This window comes from Streptomyces calidiresistens (genome assembly GCF_014141525.1).
Classification (GTDB): Bacteria; Actinomycetota; Actinomycetes; order Streptomycetales; family Streptomycetaceae; genus Streptomyces; species Streptomyces calidiresistens.
Genome location: NZ_VKHS01000455.1, coordinates 1 through 4,559 on the forward strand (window position 1 = coordinate 1; position 4,559 = coordinate 4,559).

2 protein-coding genes are annotated in these 4,559 nt (G+C 70.1%); both read right to left on the reverse strand.

What is annotated here, in order from left to right; translation table 11 throughout:
* Window positions 1–219: 219 nt before the first annotated feature.
* The gene (gene treS, locus FOE67_RS17450; protein ID WP_228473986.1) at window positions 220–2,016 is read right to left on the reverse strand and encodes a maltose alpha-D-glucosyltransferase; all 1,797 of its coding nucleotides are present in this window, start codon (window positions 2,014–2,016) and stop codon (window positions 220–222) included.
* Complete coding sequence (locus tag FOE67_RS17455; RefSeq protein WP_182665348.1) at window positions 2,003–4,057, reverse strand: alpha-1,4-glucan--maltose-1-phosphate maltosyltransferase; 2,055 nt, start codon at window positions 4,055–4,057, stop codon at window positions 2,003–2,005. Before FOE67_RS17455 ends, treS begins: the two co-directional genes overlap by 14 nt.
* Window positions 4,058–4,559: the final 502 nt, after the last annotated feature.

The window sequence follows — 4,559 nt, forward strand, 5'->3', positions numbered from 1 at the left end:
GAGCCCGCCCGTCCCCCGGGGCCCGGCACGGGGTCGGCGTCCCCGCATGCTGTCCCGGGTCGGGACACCGGTGGGAACGTCTTGATGACACCTCGGTTAAGCCCGGGGACGCCCCGGCCGCCGGCACCCGCCCCGCTCCGGGCGCCGGTCGTTCACGGACCGGCACCGGCCCGGTCGCACGCGACCCGACCGGTGCCGGCGCCGTTCGGTGCGGGGGTCTCAGCTCCCCGGTGTGCGGGCGTCCGCCCGCTCCGCGGCCCGCCGTCCGCCCTCGTCCCGCTCGGCGGCGAGCGCCGCGGCCGGGTCGCCGACCCCGCCCGGCGTCCCCTGGCGCAGGCGGAACCAGTAGAAGCCGTGACCCGCCAGGGTCAGCAGGTACGGCCACTCCCCGATCCGGGGGAACTGCACCCCACCGATCAGTTCCACGGGGAACCGGCCCTCCCAGGAGCGCAGGTCCAGCTCCGTGGGCTGCGAGAACCGCGAGAAGTTGTGCACGCACAGCACCAGGTCGTCCCCGTGCTCCCGCATGAAGGCGAGCACGGCGGGGTTGGAGGACTCCAACTCCGTGTAGGTGCCCAGCCCGAAGGCCGGATTCTGCTTGCGGATCTCCACCATCCGGCGGGTCCAGTGCAGCAACGAGGAGGGCGAGCTCATCGCCGCCTCCACGTTGGTCACCTGGTAGCCGTGGACGGGGTCCATGATCGTCGGCAGGTACAGCCGCCCCGGGTCGCAGGTGGAGAAACCGGCATTGCGGTCCGGGGTCCACTGCATCGGGGTGCGCACCGCGTCCCGGTCACCGAGCCAGATGTTGTCGCCCATGCCGATCTCGTCCCCGTAGTAGAGGATCGGCGAGCCGGGCAGCGACAGCAGCAGCGCGGTGAACAGCTCGATCTGGTTGCGGTCGTTGTCCAGCAGGGTCGCCAGACGGCGCCGGATGCCGATGTTGGCGCGCATCCGCGGGTCCTTGGCGTACTCCGCGTACATGTAGTCGCGCTCCTCGTCGGTGACCATCTCCAGGGTCAGCTCGTCGTGGTTGCGCAGGAAGATCCCCCACTGGCAGCCGGAGGGGATCGGCGGGGTCTTGGCCAGGATTTCCGAGACCGGGTAGCGGGATTCCCGCCGGACGGCCATGAAGATCCTCGGCATCACCGGGAAGTGGAACGCCATGTGGCACTCGTCGCCCCCGGCCGAGTAGTCGCCGAAGTAGTCGACCACGTCCTCCGGCCACTGGTTGGCCTCCGCCAGCAGGACGGTGTCCGGGTAGTGGGCGTCGATCTCGGCGCGCACCCGCTTGAGGAACTCGTGCGTGGCGGGGAGGTTCTCGCAGTTGGTGCCCTCCTCCGCGTACAGGTAGGGCACGGCGTCCAGCCGGAAGCCGTCGATCCCCAGGTCCAGCCAGAACTTCAGGGCCGAGAGGATCTCCTCCTGCACCATCGGGTTCTCGTAGTTGAGATCCGGTTGGTGCGAGAAGAACCGGTGGAAGTAGTACTGCTTGCGCACCGGGTCGAAGGCCCAGTTGGAGCTCTCCGTGTCCACGAAGATGATCCGCGCGTCGCCGTACTTCTTGTCGTCGTCGGCCCACACGTAGTAGTCGCCGTACGGCCCGTCGGGATCCCGCCGGGACTCCTGGAACCACCGGTGCTGGTCGCTGGTGTGGTTCATGACGAAGTCGATGATGACCCGGATGCCGCGCTGGTGTGCGGCGTCCACGAACTCCACGAAGTCGGCGAGATCGCCGAACTCCGGGAGCACCGCGGTGTAGTCGGAGACGTCGTAGCCGCCGTCCCGCAGGGGCGATTGGAAGAAGGGGGGCAGCCACAGACAGTCGATGCCCAGCCACTGGAGGTAGTCCAGCTTGGACGTGAGGCCCTTCAGGTCGCCGATTCCGTCCCCGTTGCTGTCCCGGAAGGACCGTACGAGGACTTCGTAGAAGACCGCGCGCTTGAACCACTCGGGGTCGCGATCTCGGGCGGGCGTGTCCTCGAACGTGTCGAGGACCGGCTCATTGACGCTCATGGTTGGGTGACCCTCCGGTCTCCGAGGACGGTCGCAGGGCGAAGATGTGCGCCGAGGGAGCGAGCGCGTCCGCCCGCTCCGGCCCGAGCCGCACATAGTTGTCCCTGCCCCAGTGGTAGGTCTCCCCGGTGAGCAGATCGGTCACCGGGAAGGGCTCGGCGGCGCCGCCGTCGGCGGTCGCGAGGCCGAGTTCCGCCGTGTTCAACGACACGGTGGCCTCGTGGGTGTGGTGGGGATCGAGGTTCACCACCACGAGCACGGTGTCGCCCCCGGGGGCTCCCGGCCCACCGGCGGGCAGGCGCTTGGAGTAGGCGATCACGTGCTCGTTGTCGACGTGGTGGAAGCGCAGGTTGCGCAGTCGGCGCAGTGCCGGGTGCTCCCGCCGCAGTCGGTTCAGTCGGGTGATCAGGGGGGTGATCGTGGCACCGGCCGCCTCGGCGGCGGCCCAGTCACGGGGACGCAACTGGTACTTCTCGGAGTCCAGGTACTCCTCGCTGCCCGGCCGCACGGGCACGTTCTCGCACAGCTCGTACCCGGAGTACACGCCCCAGGTGGGGGAGAGGGTCGCGGCCAGGACGGCCCGCGTCTCGAAGGCGGTACGGCCGCCGTGCTGCAGGTAGGCGTGCAGGATGTCCGGGGTGTTCACGAAGAAGTTCGGCCGCATGTAGGAGGCCGCGTCGCCGCTCAGCTCGCCGAGGTACTCGGTCAGCTCCGCCTTGTCGTTGCGCCAGGTGAAGTAGGTGTAGGACTGCTGGAAGCCGATCCGGGCCAGGGTGTGCATCATCGCCGGCCGGGTGAAGGCCTCGGCGAGGAAGATCACGTCGGGGTCGGTGCGGTTGATCTCCGCGATCACCTTCTCCCAGAACACCACGGGCTTGGTGTGGGGGTTGTCCACCCGGAAGATCCGCACGCCGTGCGCCATCCAGTGGCGCAGCAGCCGCACCGTCTCGGAGACCAGGCCGCGCATGTCGGCCTCGAAGGCGATCGGGTAGATGTCCTGGTACTTCTTGGGCGGGTTCTCGGCGTAGGCGATGGAGCCGTCGGGTCGGGAGCGGAACCATTCCGGATGCTCCTTGACCCAGGGGTGGTCGGGGCTGCACTGGAGGGCGAAGTCCAGGGCGATCTCCATCCCCAGTTCGCGGGCCCGCTCCACGAAGGCGTCGAAGTCCTCGATGGTGCCCAGGTCGGGGTGGACGGCGTCGTGGCCGCCCTCGGGGGAGCCGATCGCCCACGGGCTGCCGACATCGTCGGGACCGGGGGTCAGGGTGTTGTTCGGGCCCTTGCGGAAGCTGGTCCCGATCGGGTGGATCGGCGGCAGGTAGACCACGTCGAAGCCCATGTCGGCGATGGCCGGCAGGCGTTCGGCGGCGGTGCGGAAGGTGCCGGACACCGGCGCGGAGTCGGGCTCGACCCGGGCCCCCTCGGAGCGGGGGAAGAACTCGTACCAGGAACCGAACAGCGCCCGTTCGCGCTCCACCAGCAGCGGGGCGGGTCGTGAGGAGCTGACCAGTTCGCGCAGCGGGTGGCGGGTGAGCAGCGCGGTGACCTCGGGGGCGCGGGCGGCGGCCCAGCGCTCCTCCACCGACAGGGAGGTGTCCTTGACCGTCGCGGCGGCGGCGCGCACCACGTCCCGTCCCCCGCCCTCCTTCGGCACGCCGGAGGCGGCCCGACGCAGCAGCGCGGCGCCCTCGGCGAGGACGAGTTCCACGTCCTGCCCGGCGGGGATCTTGATCTCGGCGACGTGCAGCCAGGTCGCGATGGGATCGCCCCAGGCCTCGACGGCGTAGGTCCAGCGGCCCTCGGCGTCCGGGGTGACCTCCGCTCCCCAGCGGTCGGTGCCGGGGGCGAGTTCGCGCATCGGGGTCCAGGGGCCGGGGCGGCCGGCCGGGTCACGGAGCACGACGTTCGCGCCCAGCGCGTCGTGACCCTCCCGGAAGACGGTCGCGGTGACCGTGAAGGTCTCACCGGGAACGGCCTTGACCGGGCGGCGCCCGCATTCGATCAAGGGCTGGACATCGAGGACGGGAATGCGACCGATCATGTGGTGATCACCTGGTGGAGTAGCGGGGGTTGCGGCCTCGGCGCCCGGGGACGGTGGGGAAGTGGCGCCGAACATGGGGTGCTTTGTCTTTTTTATCTGGTTTGGGGGAGTCGGGTGGGGTCTGGGCATGGCGGCTCCCGGGCGCGTTCACTCGGCTGGGTGGAAGCATCGGACACGCGTACTGCCTTCAGCGGGTGATGGGAACAATCCTGCCCGCACCCGGGGGAGGGGCAATCGGAACCCGTGTGACCGGATTGTGTCGTCTCGGGAAACCCGCGGTGGGCCCGTTGATCGGCGGAACATCCGCCGGATTCACGGCTGTCACGCCGGTGCCACGCACGCGCCCCGGAGCGCGTCCGTGCGCCCGCCGTGAACCGGCGCCCGCGCCGGGGGCCGCGTGGCCACCGGAGTGAGGGGGAATCCGAGGGATTTCGTCCACGATGTCGTGTCGGGCGTGTCGGGCGTGTTCCCCGGGGCCGGGGGGAGCCGTGTGCCTGTCTCT

What these genes read in the sequence shown, in the direction of transcription:
- treS (WP_228473986.1), bottom strand. Translation starts at nt 2,016, where the DNA reads ATGAGCGTCAATGAGCCGGTCCTCGACACGTTCGAGGACACGCCCGCC.
- FOE67_RS17455 (WP_182665348.1), bottom strand. Translation starts at nt 4,057, where the DNA reads ATGATCGGTCGCATTCCCGTCCTCGATGTCCAGCCCTTGATCGAATGC.